Raw genomic sequence first — 25,593 nt, forward strand, 5'->3', positions numbered from 1 at the left:
GTCCGGCCATGTGTCCTTCTGCGCATGTTCTCGCGGACATGCCCGATCGAGCATGTCTCGCCCCGCGCGGTCACCGTCACCGCCGCAGCGCCAGCACCTGCTCGAGCTCCACGTGCCGCCACCGCGCCGCCCGCCGCAGCGCATGCTCGAGCGGCTCCTCGAGCACCCTGCCGCGGCGCGACGACGCGTGCAGCAGCGTGCGGTCCTCCGCCCGCGCGCCGCGGAGCACCACGCCCACGTGACACGGCGACTCGCCTGCCCCCCACAGGAACAGCAGATCGCCGGGCTCGCCGAGCGCCCGCACCGGCGCCGCCGCCAGCGCGAGCTGGTCGCTCGAGTGCCGCGGCAGCACGACGCCCAGCGCCGAGCGCACCGCCCGCTGCACCAACCCGGAGCAGTCGATCCCGAGCGACGTGGTCCCGCCGAGCCGATACGGCGCGCCCCGGAAGCGCCGCAGCGCCCGCGCCAGCGCGTCCGCGCCTTCCTGGCCCGTCGTCGGCACCGGCGCAGCCACCGGCGAGCCGAGTCGCGCCCGCGTCCAGCCGATCGTCCCGTCGCGCGCCCGCACCAGCGCCCACTCGCCCGCCGCGGCCAGCACCCCCACCGGCCCGTCGCCGGCCAGCAGCTCGGTGCAGAGCTCGCTGTCCTCACGGACATGTCCCGCGGGCCACTCACCGACGCCATCGGTCCGCGACGCGCCGACACTCCTATCCTCTCGGACATGCCCTGAAAGACACCCACCGTCCCCGACGGCCCCGTCTTCGCGGCTCCATCGGACATGTCCCTCGGGACACGCGTCACTCCGGCCGCCCGCGGCCCCGCGCTCCTCCGCCCTCGTCCCGCCGCGCGCGGTCAGCCCGCGGCCGACACCGGCGCCTCGCCCCGGCCCGTCCGCCCCCCGCAGCTCCCCGCAGCTCCGCCGCTCGTGCGCCCATCGGAGCATGTCCTCGCAGACATGCTCCGATGCACATGTCCCGAAGTACACTTTGTTTGAAACGTCCCCGACCGGCGGCGCCTGCCACAGCCGGGTCACCCCGGCCGGCAGCGCGAACCACTCGCGCGGCGCCGCGATCTCCGTCGCCGCCGCGTCGATCGTCCATCCGGTCGGCAGCGCCGCCTGCAGCTCGGCGATCGCGGTCGTCAGCGCTCTGGGGCTCAGCGCCTCGCCGGCGATCGCCAGCGTCCGCCGCCGCGGCTCCGCCGTGCAACGCAGGGCCGGCCCGGCCCAGCCGAAGCGGCGCTGCAGCGTCCGCCGGCGCTCGGCCAGCGCCCGCGCCAGCCGCTCCGTCAGCCGCCGCGCCGCGCCCTCGTCGAGCACCGCGCCCGTCCCTCGTGCGGCCCCGGCCTCCGCGAGCATCGCGGCGGGTTCAAGCCGCGCCATCGTCGGCCTCCAGCCCGAGCAGCTCCTGGACCACCGCGCGGTCGGAGAACGGCAGCGTCTCGTCGCCGATCGTCTGGCCCGACTCGTGGCCCTTGCCGGCGACCACCACCACGTCGCCGGGCTGCGCCAGCTCGAGCGCCAGGCCGATCGCCAGCAGCCGGTCGGCCTCCTCGACGATCCGCGCCCGGCCCCCGCGCGTCAGGCCTGCCCGCAGGTGCGCCGCGATCTGCCGCGGCTCTTCGCGCCGCGGGTTGTCGGTGGTCAGCACCGCGATGTCGGCCGCGCGACCGACCGCCTCGCCCATCGGCTCGCGCTTGCCGGCGTCGGTGTCCCCGCCCGCGCCGAACACCACGATCACCCGCCCCTCGCCCGCCAGCGCCCGCGCCGTCGCGCACGTCCGCTCGAGCGCGTCGGGCGTGTGCGCGTAGTCGACGACCGCCACCGGCGACCGGCCCAGCACCTCGAAGCGCCCCGGGACCACCGGGCAGCTCGCCAGCCCCGCGCGCACCGCCGCCGCCGGCAGCCCGGCCGACAGCGCCGCGGCGGCCGCCGCCAGCGCGTTCTCGGCGAACACCTCGCCGACGTACGCCACCTGCAGCGCCCCGCCGAGCGCCTCGGCCAGCGGCGAGGCCGCCAGCGTCAAGGCGGTCCCGTCGACGGATGTCCGTACGGACACGGCCTCGAGGTCATGTTCCATGAGACATGGTCCTCGGGACATATACCCATACCACACCCGGCGGACGTCGGCCGGCGTCACCTGGTCGAGCAGCAGCGCCGCCGGGTCGCGGGCGTTGAGGATCGCCGCCCCGCCCGGCGAGGTGTGGACGAACAGCTGCGCCTTGCTGGCCAGGTAGTGCTCCCACGACCCGTGGCTCTTGAAGTGGTCGGGCGACAGGTTGGTGAACACCGACCAGTCGAACCGCCAGCGCTTGGCGTAGCCGCGGGCCAGCGACTGGCTGGTGATCTCGACCGCCGCGTGGCGGGCCCCGGCGGCGCGCGACTGTTCGGCCGCGGCGAGGAAGCCCTGCCAGCTGCGCTCGACCGGCAGCGGCACGCCGTCGAGCGAGTAGTCGAGGGTCGTCGCCGCGAACACCCGCTGCCCGGCCGCGCGGACGATCGCCGCCAGCATCGTCGTCGTCGACGTCTTGCCGTTGGTGCCGGTCACGCCGAACGTGCGCATGTCCTCGGCCCAGGGGGCGGCGGCGGGCACGAGCCTCGGGTCGCTCACGGCCCGGAGCTTCGCACAGGTCGGCTGCCGGGGGTCGCGCCGCCCGTGGTGCTCGCGCTCGCCGTCGACGAGGGCGACGCGCCGGGGGTCGTCGTCGCCGTCGCGCCCTCGCTCGCCGCGGCGTCGGCGACCTCGATCGTGCGGCCCGCGTCGGGCCGAAACCCCGCCAGCGAGGCCGTCAGAGCCAAGAACTTCTCCCGCTGGATCTGCATGCCGCCCGCCCTTCCCTCGGGCACGGTCGCCGAGCCCTCCGTCGCGGTCAAGCCGCGCCGGCGTCAGCAGGCCCCGGTGTGTTCGGCCCACGCGCGCAGGAGCGCGAGGCTGACCCCCGCCCCACCGCACACGATCACCAGCACCGGCCCGCGACCGACGATCGGCGGCGCGCGATCGTAGATGACCGAAAGGCCAGCTCCGCAGGCGGGCTCGACCAGCACGCGGTGATCGTCGGCGAAGCGCAGGCACGCCTGCACCGCCGCGCGATCGCTGACCGTCCACGGGATGATCTCGTGGCGGCGCGACCACGCCACCGCCTCGGCCGCGACCGCGCGGGCCCCGAGCGTCGTCGCCAGGGAGGTGATCGCCGGGATCGTCACCGGCGCGCCCGCGGCCAGCGCGGCCGCGTACGACGCCGCGCCCTCCGTCTCGACCGCCAGCACCGGCACGTCGGTCCAGCCGACCGCGTGCATCCCCTGAAGCACGCCGCACAAGAGGCCCGCGCCGCCGACCGCGACCACCACCGCGCCCGGGCGCTCGCCCTGTGCAGCGGCCTCGACCACGATGTCCGCGTGGCCCGTCCAGATCTCCGGGTCGTCGAAGGGATGGATGTAGGTCGCGTCCTCCGGCAGCTCCGCGAGCGCCGCGCGATGGGCCGCGAGCCAGTCGTCGCCGCGCACCACCACTTCGGCGCCCTCTGCGAGCAGCAGCTCGTGCGAGCGCGCGCTCGTCGTCGCCGGCACCACCACCCGCACCGCCGCGCCGAGCCGACGGCCGGCGTACGCCACCGCCAGGCCCGCGTTCCCGCCGGACGCGCACACCAGGCGCCGCGCCCCGCCTGCCACCCGGCTGGCGCACAGCCGCCCGAGCCCGCGCAGCTTGAACGACCCGCTCGGCTGCAGCGCCTCCATCTTGAGCAGCACCGGCTCGCCCAGCGCCGCGCCCAGCGGCACCGAGCGCAGAAGAGGAGTGGCATGCGCGAGCGACATCTCGACCGCCATACACCCGCGCGCCCGCGCCGGGCAAGCGACAGCAGCCTCGGCCGCAGCGCCGGGACGACCGTGGCGAAGCGCCACTCCGCTCGCCGCACCTCGGGGCCGCCCGCCCTCGCAAGCTCGCACGTCGCTCGCGACCACCGCTCGTCCTGCCGAGCGATCGTCCCCTGACGATTCGTGATCCCGGCAACTTTCGCCGCTCGTCCTTGCACGGCCGCTCGCCAAGTCACCGCGGTCTACTTCCGGACCTAAGGAAGAGATGGTGGAGCAGATCATCGTCACCTTCTACGGCGACATGGCGGCGGGCGGAGCGGAGGTCGTGGCGGCCGCCGAGCTCGAGCAGATCCCGCGGCTGGTGGCGCGCTACGTCAAGCGGCTGTACGAGAGCCGCACGCACCCGCTCTTCGTCCGCTGCATGTTCTCGATCGCCCGCCTGAACCCGCGCTTCGGCCGGCTCAACTGCGCGATCTTCGTCGACGACCTCACGGTGCAGGCCTCGCAGGGGCTGCGGCGCTTCATCCACCGGGGCGAGCTGACCGAGACGGAGGCGCTCGACCTCACGCGACTGATGACATTCTCTGCGGGCTTCCGCCTGATGGAGGAGAAGGTCCTCTTCGACGAGCGGCCGCTCGGTCCGGACGTCGACCGCTACCTCGACTTCTGCGCCGACGCCTGCGAGCAGTGGATCCGCGAGCTGAAGCGGCGGAAGGGGATCCCCGGCACCGTGGCCTGACCGGCGGCGCACCTGTGACGGACGAGCGTCGCAAATCGCAGCGCCGCGGGTCCGTCCGCCTCGGTCCGCGCCGCGCCGGCTCGTGTCATTCCAATCGTTTGCGACCGGACCGGCGCGTGCAGGTGATGCGCAGCCAATGACTCACCCCGCTCATGGCGCCGAACTCGCGGTGTCGACACCCGACCCCAGGCTCGAGTTCGAACGACGTTTCCCGCTGCAAAGCGGGCCGGTAGGCCGCCTCTCGCGCATTCCACGGCGCGCCGGAGCGCGTCCGATCGGGGTCGGGGATCTGCGCCGGGCGACCGACGCGGGGTCGGAATATTTGACTTTTCCGACTGGTCGGCACGTGGAGCATCTGCCAATCTAGAAGCCATCCCGTTCGAGGTAGCCACGTCATGTTGCGGTCTCGTCTGCTCGTCTCCGTCGCCACTCCCTTTCGCCGCGTCGTTGTTGATGCCGTCGGCCGCCGTCGCGTCGCCCTACGCGCGCAGCGTCCCGCTCCTCGGCATGCAAGACCCCGGCGGCGAGTCCCTCGCCCAGCCCATCCCCGGGCAGACGCCGGCCACCCCGGTGAACACGCAAGTCCAGGCCCCGGGCGCGCAGACCCAGGCGACCCCGCCGGGCGGCGTCGCCGGGCCGCAGAGCCAGAGCCAGACGCTCGCCGCCCCGGGTGCCGCGCCGCTCGTCGTGCCGCCCGGCAGCACGGTGATGCAGCCGCAGATCCAGGTGCTCGTGCAGCCGCAGATCCAGGTCCAGGCCCAGCCGCAGGGCAACGCCTCGCCGACCAGCAGCGCCGACATCTCGACGAACACCAACTCGAACAGCAACTCGAACGCGACGCCGACGGTCACCACCAACACGCGCACGACGCCGCCGCAGGCGCCCGTCTACGTCGCGCCGCCGCAGCAGCGCTACCCGCAGAGCCGCTACGCCCCGCCCCCGCCCCCGCCGCGGATCGTCACCCGCGTGGTCTCGCGGCCGTCGCACGCCGCTCCGCCGCCGGCGATCAAGCGCCCGCCCCCGCCGCGCAAGGGCCTGATGGTCACCGGCTGGGTGCTGTTCGGCGTCTCGTACCTCATCACGGCGAGCAACGCGGCCGACCTCTACGACCGCTGCCCCGGCATGAACAAGCCCGGCCGCTGTCGTGACCTGGCCGAGAACATGTTCATCCCGGTCGTCGGTCCGTTCCTGGCGATGGAGCAGGCCAAGTACGCCACCGACGACTTCTCGCTGGCCGTCTCGGGCTCGCTGCAGGGCCTCGGCCTCATCATGGGCATCGTCGGCACCGTGCAGTACCACCGCGACAAGTACCGCAACCGCGTCCTCAACGAGTACGGCGTCCGCGTGGCCAAGAACACCAACCTCAACGCCGGCGGCCGCCTCGGCGGCGGTCAGCTGACCCTCACCGCCCGCTTCTGACGGGCCGGCCCGCCCGGGCCCAGCGCGAGCGCGACGAGCCTTCGTCGCGCTCGTCGCGTTTAACTCGGCGCCCCTGTCGCCTCGAACCGAGCTGCCGGTCGGGGCGTGCCCCTTCATACATGCTCACTCGAACATGTCCGAACGGACATGCCCCTCTCATCATGTTCGCGAGGACATGCCCCGCGGCCTTCACTCGCGGAACGCGACCGCGACCAGCGACGAGCCGATCGGCAGGTCGACGCGGCGCAGCAGCCGGCGCTCGGCCTCCATCACCGTCAGCAGCGCCTGGTTGAGCGGCGCGGCCGGGACCCGGACGTCGTACTCGGGCTTGGCCTTGAGGCCGCGCAGGCGGCTCGCCACGCGCTGGGCGAACACCAGCGGGAACAGCAGGCAGGTGTGGTACGACAGCCGCTCCAGGCGGAAGCCGGCGCGCTCCAGCACCGGCCGCAGCGTCGCCTTGGTGTAGCGGCGGCGGTGGTGGACCGACACGTCGTGGTCGCTCCACAGGATCGGCAGGGCCGGCACCGTGACGAGCAGCAGCCCGCCGGGGCGCACCAGCCGGGCCACCGCGGCCATCGCAGGGTCCTCGTCGTCGATGTGCTCGAGCACGTCGAACAGCGTCACCACGTCGAACAGCCCCTCGACCGGCAGGTCGTCGGGCAGGCTGCCCGGACGCACGTCGAGGCCGAGCTCGCGCGCCGCGAACTCGGCCGTCGGCAGGTCGGGCTCGACCACCGTCACCTCGCCGAAGCGCGTCATCTCCTGCGAGATGAGCGAGCACGCCCCGCCGACGTCGAGGATCCGCAGCGGCCCCTTCGGCGCCCAGCGCTCCAGCACGTCGAGGATCACGTGGCGACGGCCGATCCGCCAGAAGTGGCGCTTCTCGAGCTCGAACAGCTTGTCGTAGGCGCTGCGATCCAAGGCGAATCTACGTAGCAACCCGCCCTGCGCTTGTAAAGCGCGCACCGCGCGCTTGGCGAATCTGCCACCGAGACGTCACCGAAACGACGACGGGCCGACCGGCGCTGCGCCGACCGGCCCGCACGGGCGCTCACGTCGTGACGATCAGCCTGCCTCGGGGCAGAACGCCTCGGTCACGAGCGCGCCGTTGTTGTCTTCCTTGCACTCCTGGACCTGGCCGTTGTTGATGCCCGGATCGATCTCGACGAAGAAGTTCTTCTTGTCGTTCTTCGTCGGGCCGGGCACGGTCCACTCCACCTGCGTCGACGCGCCGGGGAGCAGCGGCACCGTGGTCGGCTTGGTGCCGAGCTTCACGCCCGTGTTGTCGGTGCCCTCGTAGAACGAGACGTCGACGTTGGGGCCGACGCCGAGCGTGCCCTCGTTGTAGATGGTCGCCACCAGCACGAGATCCTCGGAGCACTCGTTCAGGTCGGCCGCCACCGAGATCGTCAGGTCGACGGCGTTGAACACGCCCTCGCCCTGCACGTTCTGGCGGAAGTTGTTGAGGCCCCCGACCGTCCAGTTGGCCTCCTCGGACATCGGCGGGTTGCCGGCCGAGTCGGCGTCGGTCACGTGGTAGGTGTGCTGCGTCCAGACCTTGCGGGTCGGGACCCAGTTGTCACCGCCGGCGCCGTACACGAACACGCCCTTGCGCGCGGTGAAGCCGGGCGTCTTGGCCTGGCAGTCGGTGACGTTCTTCGCCTCGGCGAAGTTGGCGACCACCACGAACTCGGAGTTGCCGTCGCCGTCGATGTCGGCCACGAGCGGGTACTCGTGGATCGTCGCGCTCGAGTTCATGATCTGCAGCTGCACCGCACCGGTCGCGCCGTCGTAGACGCGGGCGAAGCACTCGTCCTGGTACGCGACCTCGGCCTTGCCGTCGCCCTGGAAGTCGAACACCGACGAGCCCGTGGCGGCCGACGAGTTGTCCTGGGTGGTCGCGGTCCAGCGGGCGTACATCGCCCCGGCCGCGGGCGCCGGGTCATTGGCCAGCTTGACCACGGTCTCGCCGGAGCGGTTGAAGTCGTAGACCGCGTAGGCCACGCCGCCGGCGATGCCCGCCTCGGGCCGGCCGTCGCCGTCGAAGTCGGCGATGGTGGCCGGGCCGCCGAGGTTGGTGCCCTTGATCGGGATCGGCTGCGTGCGCAGGGCCGCGTTCTGCTGGCACATCGCGTCGGTCGGGTCGACGCCGCACCAGAGCTGACCGGTCTGGCCGTTGATCACGCGGATGGCCGGCCACGCGACCAGCACCACCTCGGGCTTGCCGTCGCCGTCGAGGTCGGCGACCGACGGCCAGCCGTCGTTGTTGTGGCTCGCGACCGGGTTGTTCTTGTTCGACCAGAACTGGGTCATCGTCACCGACGGCGGGTTGCCGGGGACCCACTCGATCTTCCACGCCTCGCGGCCGGTCACCAGCTCGGGCTTGTTGTCGCCGTCGAGGTCGGCGAAGGTCGCCACGCCGCCGGAGTAGATCGGCGTGTTGCCGTTCATGGGCGTGCCGTACATCGCGCCCCACGGCTGGTTGTTGGGGCCCCACGGCTGGTTCCACACCATCAGGCCGTCGTCGTCGAGGATGGTGCCGCCGAACGCGATCTCGGCCTCGGGGTCGGTGTCGAGGTTGACGACCGTGGCCGAGCCGTTCTCGATGCGGACCTTCGCCACCGCGTTGTTCGAGGTGCGGGCCGTCCACAGCAGCGCGCCCATCCCGTCGACCGCGTGGATCGGCGAGAGGTGGTTCGCGCCCTCCTCGCGGCCGGCGTAGATGATGTCGGGCAGGCCGTCGCCGCTCACGTCGGCGACCGCGATCGAGGCGCGGCCGTGCGAGCCGAACTGCATCATCGCCGGGTTGTGGCTGATGCGCCACTTCTCCTGCCCGGTCGCGCCGTCGAGCAGCACGATCTCGCCGAGCGGGTAGCTGCCCGGCATGTTGTCGGCGCGGGTCGTGTTGACCACCACGTCGGGCACGCCGTCGCCGTCGACGTCGGCGATCACCGGCAGCGTGATGACCTCGTTGGCCGTCCACGCCCACTCGAGCTGGACATCGATGTCGTCGAACGTCGGCACGACCTCGCAGTCGAGCGGGTCGGGCTGCGGCAGGCACTGGCTGAACAGCGGCTCGCAGTAGAAGCCGGGCTCGCAGTCGTACGAGTCCTGGCAGTCGCCCGCGGGCTGCTCGCACACGTCGCCGAGGCACACCGCGCCGGCGTCGCAGCAGATCGACTTGTCCTCGCCGCAGCGGATGCCGCTCGGGCACTCGGGGAGGCAGGCCCCGTCGACGCACTCCTCGCCGGCGGCGCAGCACTGAGCCGGCTCGCCGCAGAGGATCGTCATGCACATGTCGTTGGTGGTCTCTCCCACCGGCTCCGTCGTCGAGGACGACGTCGCGTCGGTGGTCGTGTCCGTCGTCGTGCTCGTGGTCGACGTCGGCTCGACCGTGGTCGACGTGGTCGTCGTGCCGGTCGCGCTCATCCCCGAGTCGGTGACCTCGGAGGTGCTCGTCGGCATCGTGTCCGTCGACGGCGCGGTGGTCGACGTCGTCGGTCCGGTGGTCGTGTCGCCGGTCGACGTGGCATCCGTGTCCGTGCCCGTCGCCACGTTGGTGGCGTCACCGCATCCGGCCAGCGCGGGGCTGAGCAGCGCAAGTCCGGAGAGTGCCCAATAACGCGCTAAGTTCGTGTTCATATCGACAGTTTAGCCATACTGAGCGGCCTCGGACCACGCAACAAATCGGCATTTTTCGCGGCCGCGGGCCCTCGGCGGGCCGCCCGGACGGTTGGCCGATCACGACATTTGGATCATGCCCTCCGCGGGTTCGAGCCCACGCGCGGGTTTCGCCGCCGCGTGACTTTTATTCACCGTCTTCACGACGTCGTGACACGGCGCGCAGCCGCGGCGGCGATCGTGCAGACGTCGCATTCGCCCGAGATCTGCCCGATAAAGGCCTCCAGACGCAGATCTGCAGATGCGTCGATGACCGCGGCGACAGGTGGATCCAGCGACGACCTATGCCTCGGAGACGAGCGGCGGAGGCCTCGCCGCCGCGCCGTCGCGGGCGGCGGCAGCGACCTCTTCCGGGACGTAGTTGCCGCCCGACAGCAAGAACTTGAAGACCTCTTCGACGGCCAGAGAGGTCGGTCGGCAGCGCGACAGCGGGACGAACAGCACCCGGCCGACCATCGGGTTCGGCGTGGTCGGCACGAACACGCAGACGGCGTCGGTGCCGGCGCCGATGGGCTCGCCGCTGGTGAACGCGAGGTGCCAGGCGTCGCCGTCGAGCCGCACCAGCACGACCTTGGAGTAGATGCCGCTGCTGCCGCCGGGCGTCAGCGAGATCTGCTTCCACGCCTTGTACAGCTCGGCGAGCACCGGCACCTTCAGCAGCAGGCGATCGATCGCCGCCAGCACGTAGCGGCCGATCAGGCTGCGCACGACGAGGCCCAGCGCGAAGATCCCGACCAGGGCCAGCCCCACCCCCGCGAACGGCACGTCGATCCCGACCAACTCCTTCAGAGGTTCGCGCGTGAGGTGGTCGACGTACCACAGCACGAACACGGTGACGACCAGCGGGATCGCGGCGAAGACCCCGGCGAGGAAGGTGTTGCGGGCGAAGTTCTTGGCGTGCTCGAGCATCTCTGATTATCCGGCGTAGGCCTCGTCCTGCTCGATCTTGCTGAGCACCCAGTCGAACTCGCCGCGGGTCAGGTGAGCGCCGCAGTACTCGCAGGCGCCGGCCATGTTCACGCGGTCGAGCGGGCCGCCGCAGTTCGGGCAGTTCACGTCGCTGGCGGGCGCGCCGCGGACCTTGGACCCGCGGATCAGCGTCCAGTACTCGCTGTACGTGCGCGGGTGCTTGGTGCTGCCCGACACGTGCTCGCCGCTGGTGCGCGCGGTGTAGTCGATCCCGCGGGCCCACACCCGCACGGTCAGCGCGTCGTACCAGCGGTCGCGCTCGAGCTTGACGATCACCATGCGCAGCACCTGCGTGCCGGAGAGCACGTTGCGCAGCCCCTGGGCGCGGTAGGCGTCGATCCAGTACTGCAGGTAGTTGAACAGCGAGTCGGACACGTAGGGGCGCACGCGGCGGAGGTCGAGCGCGGTCCAGCCGGCGTTCAGCTCGGCGTGGATCGTGCGCACGCGCTGGTCGATGCGCTCGGGGGCGACCGTCGGGTCCTCGGCGATCAGCGCCGCGTGGGCCTGCTGGATGCCCGGCATGAACAGCGTGCGGTCGTCGGTGCCGACCTCCTCGGCGTGGTGCGTCAGCGGCGGCGGGCGCGACTCGAGGCTGCGCACGCGCACGTGGTGGACGGTCCAGTCGAACCGCCCGCCCTCGACTTGCTGGCCGCAGTAGCGGCACGCGCCGCTGTCGCTGCGCTCGAACGGGGCCCCGCAGTTGGGGCAGCCGAGCGCGGTCACCGTCTCGGGCGTGCGGCTCCTGGCGTCGGCGCGCCGCTGCAGCCGCCACGCCTCGCGCACGTAGAAGCCGCGCTCGCCGCCCGGCAGCGCCGCGCTGTAGTTGGCCTCGAACGCGACCTCGACCTCGATCATGCCGTCGGGCCCCGCCGGCAGCTGGACCCGCTCGACCTGCATCGACCCGATCACGACCCCGCGGATCGGCACGCCGGCCGGCTCGCGCTTCATCAACGCCTCGCGGGCGCCGGGCTCGACGTACGGCGCCAGCGCCTCCATCGCTCTGGCGTCGCCGCGGGCCCCCTGGGCGCGGGCGTACAGCGCGTAGACGAAGTCGGTGAACAGCACCGCCGAGAAGTCGGGGTCGAGCCGACGGATCGATCCGAGGTCGCCGTGGCGGACCGCGTGCGCCGCGGCCGTCGGCGCGCTGTCCCACGTCTCCTCGGCCTGGCGCTGGTGGTCGTTTCGGTAGTGGTACCAGACGACCACGCCGACGACGATCAGCAGCGGCACCCCGATCTGCGGCACCTCGAACAGCAGGCGCACCAGCAAGTAGACGATCGCCCCGCCGTCGCCGCCCCCGCCGCCTCCGCCGCTGAAGCTGCCGCCGCCGCCCTGGCTGCCGCCGCCCGAGTAGCCGTGGCCGCCGCCCGGCCGCGCCGCCGCCTCGGCCGCCAGCGCCAGCAGCACCGCCGCCGCCGCGATCGCCAGCACCTTCGACCATGTCCGCGGAGACATGCCCTTCGCACCATGCTCCTGGGAGCAGGCTCGTTCAGACATGTCCTTCATGCCAGCACCTCGTCGGGCAGCTCGTTGACGTCGTCCTCGCCGCGCGGCAGCGCGTCGGCGCACAGCGCCCCCAGGGCTCGCAGGTGCGGCGCCAGCTCGGTCGCGCGGGCGCCCGCCGCCACCGCGGCCTGGAGGCCGGCGACGGCCTGGTCCCACGGCGCGCGCGGGACCTCGCGGCGGACCCCGACGTCGGCCAGGACCACCGCGGCCCGCTCGGTCAGCGACAGGTACAGGAACACCCCGGTGCGCGCCCGCGTCTCCATCACCCCGTGGTCGAGGAAGCCGGCCTTGGCCGCGCGCAGCACCGCCTCGTCGCGCCAGGCCCGGGGCGTCAGCCCGCGCGCGAGCGCGTGGCTGTGACGGACCAGCCAGCCCGCCGCCAGCCCGACCAGCAGCGGGTCGACGAGGAACCAGTGCAGCCCGAACTCCGGCTCGCCGTACAGCAGGAACGCCAGCGTCAGCGCCGCGGCCAGCCCGCCGACCAGCGCCGGCACGTGGGCGTAGCGGTCGGACGCCGGCCGCACCGCGATCACCAGCTCGGCGGCCGTGCCCGCCTCGAACGCCTCGATCGCCCGGCGCAGCGCGCCCTTCCCGTCGTCGGCGAAGAACCCGGCCATCGTCAGCCTCCTCCGTGGCGCAGCTCGAACACGTAGTCGGTGTCGTAGCAGCGGACCAGCAATTGACCTGTCCGCAGGAACAGGTAGTCCGGCCCGCTCTTCACGCGCGTCTTGCTCACGGTCTTGCCGGTCACCGCGTCGAGCACGTACAGGTGCCCGGGCTCGGCGCCGGCGCCGTAGCCGCTGAGGACGTGGCCGCGGTGGACCACGAAGTCGGCCGCGTTGGCGACCAGCGGCGCGCTGCGCCACAGCAGTTCGCCGCTGCCGAGGTCGAGCGCGGTGATGAACGCGTTGCCGCCCCTGGCGTCGGCGTGGTGGGCGTGGCCGACCAGCAGCACCGAGCCGACCAGCGCGGCCCAGGTCGCGCGCTGGGCCGTGAACGCCCGCTCGCCGGCCGGCGTCCCGGGCGGGTGGGCGTAGGCCTCGAAGTCGAACAGCGCCACGATCTCCGCGGTGTCCTCGCGCTGGACCGCGACGAACCGGCCGCCCGAGTAATCTGCCCCATAGAACAGGATGTTGAAGCCGTCCTCGCGGATCGCCTGGACCAGCAGGTACTTGCCGAAGGTCGGCGGGATCGACGGCGGCAGCGTCCCCGGCTCGCCGCGCATCGGGTTCGGCACCTCGTACTCGGGCAGCGCCAGGCCGTTGCGGGCCAGCCACTCGCCGTCGTCGCCGATCCCGTTGGCGCGCTCCGACACCAGCGTCAGCGTCGGCGGCGGCCCGGGCTCGATCGGCGCCGGTCGCTTCAGCGTGTAGGCCCACGGCGGGGCCGGCAGCACCGTCGCCGCGCGGCCCGCGATTGTTCGCCCGCCCGCGACTGCGCGGCCAGCAGCGCCTCGGTCGCCGCGTCGTACAGCGCCTGCGTCGCCAGGTTGCCCGGCGCCTCGTCGAGCACCTCGGCGAAGGCCTGACGGGCCAGGTCGTGGCGCCCCCGTCCATCGCCGCGACCCCCTGCGCGCGCCGCAGCGCCAGCGCCGGGGGCAGGGCCTCGCCGCCGGTCGTCACCACCTGTCCCGAAGGACCGGTCGCAGCGCCGCCCGGAGCACCCCCGCCGGGGCCCGCCGGATGGACCGCTGTCACTCCGGCCGGCGCCTGCGACGAATCGCCGCGGCGACAGGCCGCGAGGACGATCACGAGCGCGGAGGCGCTCCAGAGGCGAGCCGGGCGTCGCACCGGCCGCACTGTAGCGCAACCTCCCGCGTGACAGTCCCGCCGCGACCCCCTATCGTCCCCGCGTGACCTCTCGTCGGCTCTTTTTCGCGTGCGCGCTGGCGGCCGGGTGCGGCGACGCCGGCAGCCCCAACAGTGGCGGCACCGACAGCACCGGTTCGGTCGCCGAGATCGACGGCACCATGGTCGACCTCGTCAAGCCGCAGGCGTGGGTGCAGCTCGGGGCCGACGCCGACCCGCTGCGCGACCACCGACCGGCCAGCGTCGAGTGCCCGCTCGGCGTCGGCTGGCTGGTCGAGGTCACCGGCTTCGAGGTCAACACGGGTGGTTGCAACTACGGCGCGTTCACGCAGCCGTCGCTCCGCGAGATCGTGCCCGGCGCGCAGATCTCGCTCAACCTCTACCACTTCGACCTCGTCGCCGCCGAGCCCGCGACCGCGCACGCCGTGATCATGGCGGGCGACCACGTGCTGCTCGAGCGCGAGGTCGAAATCCCGGGCAAGGCCATGGTCTACGAGGTCGACCTCGTCGCCGACTTCGCGCTCGCGGCCGGTGAGCCGGTGGTGTTCCACCTGCACAACCACGGGCAGAACACGTGGACCCTCGCCAGCATCCAGGTCGAGGTCGAGGACCCCTGAAACGCCCTGGCGGAGCGCCCGGAGGCGCCGCAGCGAACGGTCCACGAGCAGCGGCCCCGTGACCTTTCGTTCCGTGACAATTCGTCGCCGCTGAAGTACCCCTCGATCTCGCGGGCCCAGGTCCGTGAGAGGTCAACGACCGATGCATGATTCGAAGATGTGGGGACCCGCGGCGGTCCTGCTGGCGTGCGTGACCACGAGCGGCTGCGGCGATCCGGGCCCGGGCCTCGCCAGCGCCGGCGAGACCGCGGACGCGAGCACCGACGCCACCACGGCCGGCACCGCCGGCACGACCGGCAGCGACGCGCCGACCACCACCGACGCGGCCGAGGCCGAGCCCGTCACGTGGCATCAGGACATCGCCCCGATCTTCGTGCAGAAGTGCAGCGGCTGCCACAGCGACGCCGGCATCGCCCCGTTCTCGCTGGCGAGCTACGAGACCGCGAAGCCGTTCGCCACCGCGGCCCTCGACGCCGTCGAGCGCGGCACCATGCCGCCGTTTCTGGCCGACGAGACCGCCGACTGTCAGCCGCGGTTCGGCTGGCAAGACGACCCGCGGCTCGGCGACGACGAGTTAGAGCTGCTGCGCGCGTGGGTCGATCAAGGCGCCCCGGAGGGCGACCCGGCCACCGCCGCGCCGCTGCCCGAGCCGCCCGAGGTCGAGCTGACCGACGCCGACGTGCGCGTCCAGATCCCCACCCCCGTCTCGATCGACGGCGACAAGGACATGTTCCTCTGCTTCAGCGTCGACCCCGGCTTCGAGGACGACACCTGGATCGACGCCGTCCAGATCAGCGCCGGCAACCCGCAGGTCGTGCACCACGTGCTCGCCTACGTCGACGAGAGCGGCGCCTCGGCCGACAAGGTCAACGAGGACGGCTACTACCCCTGCTTCGGCGGCCCCGGCATCAACACCGCCAACCTGATCGCCGCCTGGGCCCCGGGCATGACCCCGTTCGAGATGCCGCCGAAGGTCGCCTCGCGGGTCGTCGCCGGCTCGCGGATCGTCATGCAGGTCCACTACCACCCGACGGGCAAGCCCGAGCTCGACAGCGCCACCTCGCTCGACCTGCGGATCCACCCGACCATCCCCGAGTACGTCGGCATGCTGGCGCTGATCGGCAACAGCGAGGGCCCGCAGCTGCTCCCGAGCGAGCACGACGACAACGGCTACCCCGAGTTCATCATCCCCGCCGGCGCGTCTAACCACGTCGAGCAGATGCTGTTCAAGCTCAACGACGTCCCGCCGCTGCGCGTGTTCGCCGTCGGCACGCACATGCACTACGTCGGCACCGACATGCTGATCGGCCTGCAGCGCTCCAGCCCCGACGACGGCGAGCCGGCCAACGAGTGCCTGCTGCAGACCCCCGGCTGGGACTTCAACTGGCAGCGCACCTACAGCTACGACGCCGCGCTCGACGCCGTCCCGCGGTTCGACGCCGGCGACGCGCTGTACCTGCGCTGCACCTACAACAACAGCATGTCGAACCCGTTCGTCGTCCAGGCGCTGGCCGAGCAGGGCCTGGGCGCCCCGAAGGACGTCCGGCTCGGCGAGGAGACCCTCGACGAGATGTGCCTCGCCGTGGTCGGCATCGCCATCGCCCTCAAGGACGCGATCTGAGCCGCCGGTCCCCGGGGACAGGTCCTTTCAAACCTGCTCCCGGGGACATGCGCCTTCAGACATGTCCTCGAGGGCCTGTCCTTCGGGTCTAGAAGGCATCGAGCGCGCCGAGCTCCGGCGCGACGCTGCGGGCCGACTCGATCGCCCCGGGCTTGAGCTTGCCGGGCCTGGGCGACTCGGGCTCGGGCGTGTCGTCGTCGCGCCACACGCAGCCGAACACCCGCGTGGTCGCCCGCGCCGCCGCGGCCGCGGCCACGCACTCGCCGTCGAGCGCCGGCGCCAGCTTGGGGTCGGCCTTGGCCGCCAGCCAGGTCGCCAGCTGGGCCTGCAGCGCCCGCGAGTGCGCGTCGCGGTCGCGGCCCGGCACCTTGTCGGCGATACAGGTCCGGTAGCGCTCGGCGTAGGCGTCACAGGCGGCGACGTCGATCTTCCCGTCGGCGGCGGCGACCGGCGGCGCGGCTGCGGGCGCGAGCGGCGTCTCGGGCCCCGCGGCGAGGGTCGGCGGCACCACCTCGGGCGCGGGCGCGGCCGGCGGGGCGGGCTTCGTCTCCGGCTGCGGCGCGGCCTCCGGCGCCGCGCAGGCGAACAACCACGGCAACAACCAACTTCCGCAGACCAAAATGCAGGGGCGCGAGAGCGACATCGATCCTCCAGGTCGATCCGGGCAACGCCCGGCCGACGGCCTTGAGTTTCACGCGGATCGCTGGAACATGAGAAGGAAGATCGTCGCTCGCTCGCGCGTAGCCAGATCGGCCCCCGTCCCCCGCGCGTAGCCACGCGCACCTCGGCGTCGCCATGCCTCGACTCGTCCTCGCCCTCGCCCTCGCTTGCTCGACCTTGACCGTCCCCGCCGTCGCGGACGCGTGTGGCAACAGCGTGAGGGCAAGCCTCTATCGGCGGGTCCACAAGGCCGAGGCGGCCCTCGACGCCGGCCAGTACCGGCGCGCCGCGAGCCTCGCCCGCGCCGAGCTGGCCAGGACGGAGCACGCGCGGCACGGCGACGAGACGCTGGAGCGCCGGGCCCGGCGGGTCCTCGCCCTCGCCATCGTGCGCAGCGGCGGCGTCGTCCGCGTCGAAGAGCGCGGCCGCGGCGACCTGCTGGACGAGCAGCCCGCGATCTCGTGGGCCATCACCGCGTTGCGGCAGGTCCGCGACGACGCCATCGCCGCGCACCCCGACTGCGCCCTCGAGCCGGCCCGCTGCTCCGCCGACCTCGTGCCCTCGGCCGACGGCGAGCTGGGCGAGGCCCTCGCGCGCAGCCCCGACCTCCGCGGCGAGGCCCTGGCCATCCTCGGCCGCCTCGCCGAGGCCGACCTCCTGCCGGGCCCCGACGCCTGGGCCGCCCTCGCCCGCCTGCGCGGCGAGCAAGGCGACGCCGCCGGCCGCGAGGTCGCCGTCCTCCGCTGCCGTCAGATGGCGGGCCACGGCCCCCGCTGCGGCGCGCTGTAGAGCTTCCCCTTGGTTCATGTCCTTTCCACCATGTCTTCGAGGTCAGCCATGTCTCGACTCGCGCTCGCCCTGTCCCTGGTCGTCACCGCCGCCGCCCTCGGCCCGCCGAACCGCGCCGACGCCTGCGGCAACACCGTGCGCCGGCTCGTCGACAGCGGCCAGGAGTACGTCCAGAAGGCCGAGCTCTTGCTCGCCAAGGGCCAGCACCGCAAGGCGGTGAGCACGATCCGCGAGGCCTTCGGCGACAAGGCGCTCGCCGCCGACATGAAGGGCCCCGGCGCGCACCTCCACGGGCGGGCCCAGCGGATCCTCGCCCTCGCGGTCGCGCGCAGCGGCGGCGACATCGCCATCGGCATGGACCTCGGCGGCGCCGCGCAGAGCCGCAAGGACGCCGCGATCGCCTGGGCCGTGCTCGCCCTGCGGCTGCAGGCCGGAGACCAGCCCTCCCCGCGCAGACCGCCGAGCTGGCCGAGGCCCTCGCCCGCCAGACCAGCGGCCGCGCCGAGGCCCACGACCTGCTCAAGCGCCTCGGCGACGGCGACCTCATGCCGACCGCGCAGGGCTGGGCCCTCCTCGCCGAGCTCAGCAAGGAGCGCGGCGACGGCGAGACCAGCAAGCGGGCCGTGGAGCGCTGCGTGAAGATGCGCGCGCGCGGCGTGAAGTGCGACGTCACCGAGCAGGCCTGACGCCGCCCATGCTCCGCCTCGCCGTCGCGGTCATTGCTGTCTCGTTGAACATGTCCTGTGGGCCAGGCTCCAAAGACCCTGTCCCTCACGACATCCCGGCGACCCCACCTGCGCTCCCGCAAGTCGCGCTGGAGCCGGCCGCCGACCCGGCCGCGGTCGCGCGCGGCCACGCGCTGATCGACCGCTTCGAGTGCGCGCGCTGCCACGACCTCCCCGGGCGCGAGCCGGCCCCGCTCGAGAAGCACTGCGTGCGCTGCCACCAGGACATCCTCGCCGGCCAGTTCCCGGCCCCCGCCGAGACCTTGCGCGAGTGGCAGGGCCACATCACCCACCTCACCGACGTGCCCGCGCTGCGCGGCACGGACCGCTTCCGCCGGACCTGGCTCGCCGAATGGCTGCACGCCCCCCACGACCTGCGACCGGGCCTGAACTCGACCATGCCGCGCCTGTCCCTCGGGACAGCCGAGGCCGCCGACCTCGCCGCCGCGCTGATCCCCGACGCCGAGCTCGCCGCGCCTCCGCCCGGCGAGCTCGCCCGCGGCCGCGTCCTGTTCGAGGACAAGTCGTGCGCCCTGTGTCACCGCTTCACCGGCGCGCCGCCCATCGCCCCGGCGGCCAGGCTGCCCGTCCCGCTCGACGACGCCCATGCAGCGCGGCCTGGCGCAGGCCCCCGACCTCCGCTTCACGCGCGAGCGCATGCGCCCCACCGCGCTCGTCGCCTGGTTGCTCGATCCGCCGCGGCACAAGCCCGGCACGCCGATGCCGAAGATCCCGCTCGACGAGGCCGACGCGCGGGCGCTCGCCGCCTACCTCACCGACGTCCCGCTCGAACCCCTCCCCGCCCCGAAGCCCGTCCGGCGCCTGCCGATCCTCGAGCGCCGCGTCACCTGGGCCGAGGTCGAGGCCGAACTCCAAAAGACCTGCTGGCACTGCCACTCCGATCCGGATTACGCGCGGGGCGACGGCGGCCCGGGCAACAGCGGCGGCTACGGCTTCACCCCGCGGCGGCTCGACCTCGCCTCGTACATCGGGATCTCCTCCGGCAGCGTCGGCGACGACGGCCAGCGGCGCAGCGTGTTCGCGCCGCTGCCCGACGGCACCCCGCGGATCGTCGCGCACATGCTCGCGCGCCACGCCGAGGTCGAGGGCGCCGCGCCGGAGCTGCGCGGCATGCCGCTCGGCCTCACGCCCGTGCCCCTGGCCGACATTCAACTGGTCGACACCTGGATCGCCCAGGGCCGCCCGCAGTGACATGTCCCGATGAACATGCCTTTTAGAGCATGTCCATCGCGCTTCGCTCGTTGCTGTCTTTCAAGACATATCCTCAAGAACATGTCCATGAAGCCATCTTGAGCGCCTCCTACCCGCCCGGCCGCGCCCGCGCCGCCACCTCACGAACGCCAGCGCGACCGCAGCTGCACGTGGCCGCTCGCCGCGCGCCGCGAGGGCGCCGCCGGAGGAGCGCGCTCACATCGGCGTCAGAACTCCGCTCCGCGGCCTGCTGCGTCGGCGCGGCCGCGACCTCGCGCTTTCACGGGCGACGACCGTCATGTAGCGTGCCGCCATGCGCCTCAGCTACCACCAGCTCGTCGATCGCGTCCGCGCCCGCGTCTCCGGGGTCACCGCCGCCGAGCTCGCGGTGCGGCGCGCTCAGCCTGGCGATCCCAGCGTCGTCCTCGACGTGCGCGAGCCGGACGAGTTCGCGGGCACCGGCGCCCTCGCCGGCGCCTTGCACGTCCCGCGCGGCCTCGTCGAGAAGCTCGCCGCCGACATCTTGCCCGACCTCGACGCCGCGATCGCCGTCGTCTGCGCCTCGGGCCACCGCGCCGTGCTCGTCGCCGACGTCTTGCAGCTGCTGGGCTACAGCCGCGTGCAGTACCTCGAGGGCGGCCTGCTCGCCTGGCAGGGCGCCGGTCTCCCGCTCGCGCCCGCCTCCTGCGCTCGCCCCTCCGCGGCCGCCTGCGCCCGCACCCCGACCTGGGCCGACATCCGCGCCGCCTTCCCGATCGTCGGCCGCCAGGTCCCCGTCATGGGCGAGGGCGAGCGGGCCCTCCTCTACCTCGATCACGCCGCCTCCACCCACGCCCCCGAGCCCGTGCTCGATCGCTACGCCCGCTTCATGGCCGGCGAGTACGCCAACATCCACCGCGGCACCCACCTCCTCTCGCGCAAGGCCACCGAGCACTTCGACGAGTGTTACTACGTCGTCTCCGACTTCATCGGCGGCGACCTCGAGCGCGACTGCGTCGTCTTCCTCGGCAACACCACCCAGGCCGTCGACCTCGCCGCCCACGTCATGGCCGGGCTGCCCGGCAAGGTCGTCGTCACCGAGCTCGAGCACCACTCGAACGACCTCCCGCACCGCAACCGCGGTCCGGTCCTGCGCGCGCGGATCACCGCCGACGGTCGCCTCGACATGGACCACCTGGCCCAGCTCTTGCGGCAGAACCAGGTCAAGCTGGTCGCCGTCACCGGCGCCAGCAACGTCACCGGCTGGATGCCCGACATCCACGCGATCGCCCGCCTCGCCCACGAGCACGGCGCGCTGATCCTCGTCGACGCCGCCCAGCTGCTCGCGCACCAGCGCATCGACGTGAGGCCGGCCGGCGACCCCGAGCACCTCGACTTCCTCGCCGCCGCCGGGCACAAGGCCTACGCCCCGTTCGGCGCCGCTTTCCTTTATGGTCCGCGCGGCATCATGGACGCCGCCCCGCCCTACCTGCCCGGCGGCGGCACGGCCTCGCGCGTCGGCCCGCACAGCGTCGAGTACGTCAGCGCCCCCGACCGCCATCAGGGCGGCACGCCCAACATCGGCGGCGTGCTCGCCCTGGCCGAGGCGCTGCGCTTCCTCGACGGCATCGGCATGGCCCACGTCCGCCAGCACGAGCTCGCGCTGACGCGACGGGCCATGGCCGGCATGAAGGCCCTCGGCGTGACCCTCTACGGCCCCGACGATCCCGACGCGCGCCTCGGCGTCCTCAGCTTCAACGTCGCCGGCGTCTCCGATCCGCTGGCCGCCGCGGTGCTCAGCGAGGAGCGCGGGATCGCCGTCCGCAACGGCCGCTTCTGCGCCCACGTCCACGTCGATCGCCTGCTCGCCAGCCAGGGCGGCGCCACCCCCGAGCCCGGCAGCGCGCCCGGGGCGGTGCGCGCCTCGTTCGGCCTCTACAACGACGAGGCCGACGTCGATCGCCTGATCGAGGCCGTGGCTGTCCTTCGGGACAGGCGATGGGTCGGCCGCTACCGCGTCCGCGCCGCCGGCGTCACCGCCGAGTTCGCCGGCCGCTGCAACGACCGCTGGATGGAGGCCGACGCCCCGAGCCCGCCGGCCCACGTCGACACCGACCCGGGCGCCGCCATGCTGTTCGCCCAGCTCAACCCGAGCGGCCCCACGCGCTCCTACCTGGTCGCCGACCGCCGCAGCGGCGCCGCCATGCTCGTCGACCCGCGGCGCGACCAGGTCGACCGCTACCTCGCCGAGCTGCAGCGCCACGGCCTCCGCCTCGAGCTCGTCCTCGACACCCACACCCACGGCGACCACCTCTCCGGCGCCAAGCGGCTCAAGGACCTGCTCGGCTGCGAGATCGCCATGCACCGGGCCGCCGCCGCCCCGTGCGTCGATCGGCCGCTCGAGGACGGCGACACCATCACCCTCGGCGACCTCGCCCTCGAGGTGTGGCACACCCCCGGCCACACCCCCGACTCGCTGTGCCTGCTCCTGCCCGACCGCGTCCTCACGGGCGACACTCTGTGGCTCGGCGGCACCGGCGGCTGCGACCTCGGCGGCGATCCGGCCGCCCTCGCCGCCAGCCTGCTGCGCCTGCGCGGCCTGCCCGCGCACACCGAGGTGTGGCCGCTGCACGACCTCGAGGGCCGCGGGCGCGCCACCATCGGCGAGGAGGCCGGGCAGAACCCGTTCCTCCAGGGCGACCTCGGCCAGCTGCGCGCCCGCCTGGCGCCCAACCCCGGCGAGGCCTCGGCGGTCAGCCGGGCCAACGCCGCCTGTCAGACATGACCTGGCGGACATGCTCCTCGGGCCATGTCCATTCGGACATGCCCCTGGGAGCATGCCCCGAGAGACATCCGCTCACAGCGCCGCGATCTCGGCCCCCAGGCACCACGCGCCGTGGGGGTCGACCTCCGGCGTGAACAGGTTGACGTCGCGCAGGCCGGCCTCGTCGCAGGCGTCGGAGCCGAAGTAGCTCTGCTGCGGCGACGGAAGCGACGACGGATCGGCGCCGAAGCCGATCGTCGACTTCGCGTCGCCGCCGACGAAGCCGACGCAGAAGCGCCCGGTCTCGATCACCGGCTGCTGCGGCTCCGAGATCTGCAGCGACCCGGAGCTCACGGGCAGCCCGAGCGACTCCGAGGTGTAGAGCACCTGCTGGAGGTCGGCCGAGCGGATCTGGAAGCGCACCCGCGCCTGACCCGACACGGACACCAGGGTGTAGTCGATGCGCCGCACCCGGTACGGCGGCGGGACCGGGGCGTCGAAGCACTCCGCCCCGCGGATCTCCCCGTCGAGCCCGTTCCAGATGTTGCCGGCGCCATAGCACCACAGCGGCTCGACGCAGTTGGCCGGATCGTAGTGGTGCAGCTCGGCGGTCGACGGCGCGCCGCCGGTGGTGCTCGTGTCGCCGGTCGTCAGGGCGATCGTCGTGCCGGTGCTGGTGTCCTCGCCGTCGAGCACGCCCGTCGTCACCGGTCCGGTGCTCGTGCTCGTGCTCGTATCCGTCGTCGTCGTCGTGCTCGTGCTCGTGCTCGTGCTCGTCCCCGGCTCCGCGGTCGAGGCCGGCACCAGCTCGCTCGTCGAGCCGGTCACGCCGTCGTAGGCCGGGTTCTCGGTCAGGCACCCGCCCAGGGCCACCAGGCACCCTGCCAGCCGCGCGCGTCCGCCCCGAAGCCCCATCATCTCTACTGTACCACGTTCCGCGCGCGCCGGCCGGTCCCCCCATACATGTCCCAAAGTTCATGCGACCCGACCCACGCGACCCGCCCTCGCTCGCACCCGCCCGCACGTCGTGGGCTATCGTCGGCGCGATGAAGACGCTTCGCCTCGGCCTCGGCTGGCTCCTCGCGCTCACGCCGGCTTGCGCCGACCGCGGGCGCGAGCCGGCCGGTACGCCGCCTGCCGTCGGCGACCGCGACGGCGACGAAATCACCGCCGCCGGTCCCACGCTCGCGCTCGGCGTCGGCCACACCTGCGCCCTGCAACGCGGCGAGGTCTACTGCTGGGGCTACGGCGCCCACGGCCAGCTCGGCCTCGGCGACCGCCGCGATCGCAGCGAACCCACGCGCGTCCCGGGCCTCACCGACGTCGTCGCCCTCGCCGCCGGCACCTGGCACACCTGCGCCCTCCGGCGCGGCGGCGACGTCCTCTGCTGGGGCGACGGCTCGCTCGGCCAGCTCGGCGACGGCGCTCTCGGCACGCGCCCGCGGCCGAGCCCGGTGGCCGGCCTGCGGGCCCGGGCCATCGCCGCCGGCGGCTCGCACACCTGCGCGATCGACCATGTCCGAAAGGTCCTGTGCTGGGGCTCCAACTACCGCGGCGAGTCGGGCCCCGGCCAGGCCGCGCTCGCGCGACCGACCGCCGTCCCCGGCGTGCCCGCGGCCGACGCCGTCGTCCTCGGCGACTCGTACGCCTGCGCCCGCGCCGGCGGCGACGTGACCTGCTGGGGCGCCGATCCGCTGCGCGACGGCCACGACACCGCCGCCGCCGAGCTGCCCGCCTTGGCCGGGGCCGTCCGCCTCGCCGCCGGCGGCGATCACCTGTGCGCCGTCGGCCGCGACGGTCACGTCCTGTGCATCGGGACAGGTTCCGAAGGACAGCTCGGAGACGGCCGTCCCCCGACCCGCGAGCCTGCGCGCAGCCCTCACGGGATCGCCGTGGCGCGCCCGCGGGTCGCAGAGGTGGTCGACCTCGACGACGCGGTGAGCGCCGCGGTCGGCGGCGAATCCGCCTGCGCGCTGCGGCGCACCGGCGCCCTCGCCTGCTGGGGCGAGAACCGCGACGGCCAGCTCGGCGACGGCAGCAAGCGCCCCCGCGATCGCCCCGGCCCCGTCGTCGAGCTCGCCGACGTCGTCGAGCTCGCCGTCGGCTCCGCGCACGCCTGCGTCCGGCGCGAGCGCGGCGAGGTGGCCTGCTGGGGTTACGACGAATTCGCCCAGGCCGGTCCGCGCCCGCCCGCGACCGCCGTCCCGCCTGCGGTCCACCCGATCGCCGCCACCGGCCTCGCGGTCGGCCAGGTCCACGCCTGCGCCTGGAACGACGGCGGCGCCTGGTGCTGGGGCGACGACACCTACGGTCAGCTCGGCGACGGCGCCCGGGCCCGGCGCGACGCCCCGACCGCGGTGCCGGGCCTCGGCCGCGTGCGCGAGCTGGTGGTCGGCGCGCGTCACACCTGCGCTTTGGAACATGGCGGAACAGTCATGTGCTGGGGCGACGACACCTTCGGCCAGCTGGCCGGGCGCGGCGTCCCGCGCGGCGAGCCGGTGGACGAGCACGCCGGCCCGCTGCCGCTGCCGCCGGTGGACACGCGCAGTCGAGCGCGCCCGGGCCCCGTGGCCGGCCTCGCGGACGTCGTCGACCTCGCCGCCTACGAGCACCGGACCTGCGCCTTGCGGCGCGGCGGCGCCGTGGTGTGCTGGCACGCCTTCGCCGAGGCACCGCTGGCGCAGGAGCGCACGATCGCGGGCGCCGTCGAGCTCGTCGTCGGCGCCGCGCACGCGTGCAGCCGCGACGCCAGCGGCAAAGTCCGCTGCTGGGGCGCCAATCACAGCGGTCGCCTCGGCGACGGCACCACCGAGTCTCGCGACGCCGACGTCGCCGTCCGCGGGCTCGACGACGCGGTCGCCCTCGCGGCCGGCAGGCTCCACACCTGCGCCCTGCGGCGCGGCGGCGACGTCGTGTGCTGGGGCGACGGCATGCTCGGACAGCTCGGCGACGGCTCGCGGGCCGATCGCGCGGCGCCGACCCGCGTGCCCGACCTCGGGCCCGCGCGCGCGGTCGCGGCGGGCGAGGACGCGACCTGTGCGATCGGACAGGCCGGCCGCGTCCACTGCTGGGGCGACGGCGCGGGCGGAGGCGGTCGATTCGCGCCTGAGCTCGTCGGCGACGCGCCGGCCGAGGTGCTCGCCGTCGGCGCGCACGGGGCGTGCAGCGGCGACGGCGAGCGCGTCGTCTGTCGGGGCGCGGGGCTGTCGCCGCAGCGCCCTCGCACGTGGGACGTCGTCACCAAACCCCGCGCGATTCCGCTGCCATGAACTCGCCTTCAGTGCGGCGCTGAC

21 protein-coding genes are annotated in these 25,593 nt (G+C 73.6%); 9 read left to right on the forward strand and 12 right to left on the reverse strand.

The genetic code is table 11. From position 1 onward, the window contains the following. Positions 1–76 precede the first annotated feature (76 nt). From OV079_RS20820 to OV079_RS20835, 4 genes are read right to left on the reverse strand one after another with little or no spacing between them, the layout of a single operon-like run. A complete protein-coding gene (locus tag OV079_RS20820; RefSeq protein ID WP_267770602.1) occupies positions 77–1,381 on the reverse strand; it encodes an NlpC/P60 family protein in 1,305 nt (434 codons plus the stop codon). Next, a complete protein-coding gene (locus OV079_RS20825) occupies positions 1,368–2,609 on the reverse strand; it encodes a Mur ligase family protein (protein WP_267770603.1) in 1,242 nt (413 codons plus the stop codon). The genes OV079_RS20820 and OV079_RS20825 overlap by 14 nt, the downstream gene beginning before the upstream one ends. Next, a complete protein-coding gene (locus OV079_RS20830) occupies positions 2,606–2,872 on the reverse strand; it encodes a hypothetical protein (protein WP_267770605.1) in 267 nt (88 codons plus the stop codon). Before OV079_RS20830 ends, OV079_RS20825 begins: the two co-directional genes overlap by 4 nt. A gap of 12 nt (positions 2,873–2,884) precedes the next feature. Beyond that, a complete protein-coding gene (locus tag OV079_RS20835; RefSeq protein WP_267770606.1) occupies positions 2,885–3,811 on the reverse strand; it encodes a pyridoxal-phosphate dependent enzyme in 927 nt (308 codons plus the stop codon). 265 nt (positions 3,812–4,076) lie between these two features. On the opposite strand from OV079_RS20835, the gene OV079_RS20840 reads away from it, so the two are divergent. Next, positions 4,077–4,550 carry a hypothetical protein gene (locus OV079_RS20840; RefSeq protein ID WP_267770608.1) on the forward strand — a complete coding sequence of 158 codons (474 nt, stop codon included), beginning with the start codon at positions 4,077–4,079 and terminating at the stop codon, positions 4,548–4,550. Positions 4,551–5,003: 453 nt separating this feature from the next. Next, the gene (locus tag OV079_RS20845; RefSeq protein ID WP_267770609.1) at positions 5,004–5,969 is read left to right on the forward strand and encodes a hypothetical protein; all 966 of its coding nucleotides are present in this window, start codon (positions 5,004–5,006) and stop codon (positions 5,967–5,969) included. A gap of 189 nt (positions 5,970–6,158) precedes the next feature. Here OV079_RS20845 and OV079_RS20850 read toward each other — a convergent pair whose 3' ends face one another. The 6 genes from OV079_RS20850 to OV079_RS20875 all read right to left on the reverse strand — a co-directional run bounded on the left by OV079_RS20850 (position 6,159) and on the right by OV079_RS20875 (position 13,521). Further along, the gene (locus OV079_RS20850) at positions 6,159–6,890 is read right to left on the reverse strand and encodes a class I SAM-dependent methyltransferase (protein WP_267770610.1); all 732 of its coding nucleotides are present in this window, start codon (positions 6,888–6,890) and stop codon (positions 6,159–6,161) included. Positions 6,891–7,034: 144 nt separating this feature from the next. Next, the gene (locus OV079_RS20855; RefSeq protein ID WP_267770611.1) at positions 7,035–9,611 is read right to left on the reverse strand and encodes an FG-GAP repeat domain-containing protein; all 2,577 of its coding nucleotides are present in this window, start codon (positions 9,609–9,611) and stop codon (positions 7,035–7,037) included. A gap of 321 nt (positions 9,612–9,932) precedes the next feature. Then, positions 9,933–10,559, reverse strand: a complete 627-nt coding sequence (locus tag OV079_RS20860) for a DUF502 domain-containing protein (RefSeq protein ID WP_267770612.1) — start codon at positions 10,557–10,559, stop codon at positions 9,933–9,935. A 6-nt stretch (positions 10,560–10,565) separates the two neighbouring features. Then, positions 10,566–12,074, reverse strand: a complete 1,509-nt coding sequence (locus OV079_RS20865) for a TIM44-like domain-containing protein (protein ID WP_267770613.1) — start codon at positions 12,072–12,074, stop codon at positions 10,566–10,568. A gap of 47 nt (positions 12,075–12,121) precedes the next feature. Beyond that, positions 12,122–12,742, reverse strand: coding sequence for a hypothetical protein (locus OV079_RS20870; protein ID WP_267770614.1), 621 nt, complete (start codon positions 12,740–12,742; stop codon positions 12,122–12,124). A gap of 2 nt (positions 12,743–12,744) precedes the next feature. Next, complete coding sequence (locus tag OV079_RS20875; RefSeq protein ID WP_267770615.1) at positions 12,745–13,521, reverse strand: PQQ-binding-like beta-propeller repeat protein; 777 nt, start codon at positions 13,519–13,521, stop codon at positions 12,745–12,747. A gap of 456 nt (positions 13,522–13,977) precedes the next feature. Here OV079_RS20875 and OV079_RS20880 point away from each other — a divergent pair, with 456 nt between their 5' ends. Continuing rightward, positions 13,978–14,550 (forward strand): hypothetical protein, encoded by a 573-nt coding sequence (locus tag OV079_RS20880; RefSeq protein ID WP_267770616.1) that lies wholly within the window; start codon positions 13,978–13,980, stop codon positions 14,548–14,550. 157 nt (positions 14,551–14,707) lie between these two features. Then, on the forward strand, positions 14,708–16,171 hold the full coding sequence (locus tag OV079_RS20885) for a hypothetical protein (RefSeq protein WP_267770617.1): 1,464 nt from the start codon (positions 14,708–14,710) through the stop codon (positions 16,169–16,171). An 88-nt stretch (positions 16,172–16,259) separates the two neighbouring features. Here the strand turns inward: OV079_RS20885 and OV079_RS20890 are convergent, their stop codons facing one another. Then, entirely contained in the window at positions 16,260–16,814 is a 555-nt protein-coding gene (locus OV079_RS20890; protein WP_267770618.1) for a hypothetical protein, read from the reverse strand. A 152-nt stretch (positions 16,815–16,966) separates the two neighbouring features. Between OV079_RS20890 and OV079_RS20895 the strand changes: the two genes are divergently transcribed. The 4 genes from OV079_RS20895 (at position 16,967) to OV079_RS20910 (ending at position 22,321) form a co-directional block, all read left to right on the forward strand. Further along, entirely contained in the window at positions 16,967–17,620 is a 654-nt protein-coding gene (locus tag OV079_RS20895; RefSeq protein WP_267770619.1) for a hypothetical protein, read from the forward strand. Between the two features lie 30 nt (positions 17,621–17,650). Further along, a complete protein-coding gene (locus OV079_RS20900; protein WP_267770620.1) occupies positions 17,651–18,259 on the forward strand; it encodes a hypothetical protein in 609 nt (202 codons plus the stop codon). Positions 18,260–18,951: 692 nt separating this feature from the next. After that, positions 18,952–19,557, forward strand: coding sequence for a c-type cytochrome (locus OV079_RS20905; protein WP_267770621.1), 606 nt, complete (start codon positions 18,952–18,954; stop codon positions 19,555–19,557). 313 nt (positions 19,558–19,870) lie between these two features. Further along, a complete protein-coding gene (locus tag OV079_RS20910) occupies positions 19,871–22,321 on the forward strand; it encodes an aminotransferase class V-fold PLP-dependent enzyme (protein WP_267770622.1) in 2,451 nt (816 codons plus the stop codon). Between the two features lie 72 nt (positions 22,322–22,393). Here OV079_RS20910 and OV079_RS20915 read toward each other — a convergent pair whose 3' ends face one another. Beyond that, the gene (locus OV079_RS20915; protein ID WP_267770624.1) at positions 22,394–23,173 is read right to left on the reverse strand and encodes a hypothetical protein; all 780 of its coding nucleotides are present in this window, start codon (positions 23,171–23,173) and stop codon (positions 22,394–22,396) included. 173 nt (positions 23,174–23,346) lie between these two features. Between OV079_RS20915 and OV079_RS20920 the strand changes: the two genes are divergently transcribed. Next, positions 23,347–25,569, forward strand: coding sequence for an RCC1 domain-containing protein (locus tag OV079_RS20920; protein WP_267770625.1), 2,223 nt, complete (start codon positions 23,347–23,349; stop codon positions 25,567–25,569). Positions 25,570–25,593: the final 24 nt, after the last annotated feature.

The sequence above is a fragment of the Nannocystis pusilla genome (assembly GCF_026626665.1).
Taxonomy (GTDB): Bacteria; Myxococcota_A; Polyangia; order Nannocystales; family Nannocystaceae; genus Nannocystis; species Nannocystis pusilla.